Genomic DNA, 363 nt, shown 5'->3' with positions numbered 1-363 from the left:
TTCCTAGGTTGAGCCCAGGGATTTCACACCTAACTTAATTATCCGCCTACATGCCCTTTACGCCCAGTCATTCCGATTAACGCTCGCACCCTCCGTATTACCGCGGCTGCTGGCACGGAGTTAGCCGGTGCTTCTTCTGTAACTAACGTCAATTCTAGGCACTTTTCATACCCAAAACTTCCTCACTACCGAAAGTACTTTACAACCCGAAGGCCTTCTTCATACACGCGGCATGGCTGCATCAGGGTTCCCCCCATTGTGCAATATTCCCCACTGCTGCCTCCCGTAGGAGTCTGGACCGTGTCTCAGTTCCAGTGTGGCTGGTCATCCTCTCAGACCAGCTAGAGATCAGATCGGAAGAGC

The 363-nt window shown here is 52.3% G+C and carries 1 rRNA gene; it reads right to left on the bottom strand.

What is annotated here, in order from left to right:
* Positions 1–363: ribosomal RNA gene (locus tag A9G35_RS04670) — 16S ribosomal RNA — on the bottom strand; the annotation flags it as partial.

This window comes from Gilliamella sp. Choc5-1, from assembly GCF_001690595.1.
Classification (GTDB): Bacteria; Pseudomonadota; Gammaproteobacteria; order Enterobacterales; family Orbaceae; genus Gilliamella; species Gilliamella apicola_M.
The sequence above is the reverse complement of the archived record's forward strand: the minus strand, read 5'-3'. Positions and strand labels throughout refer to the sequence as shown.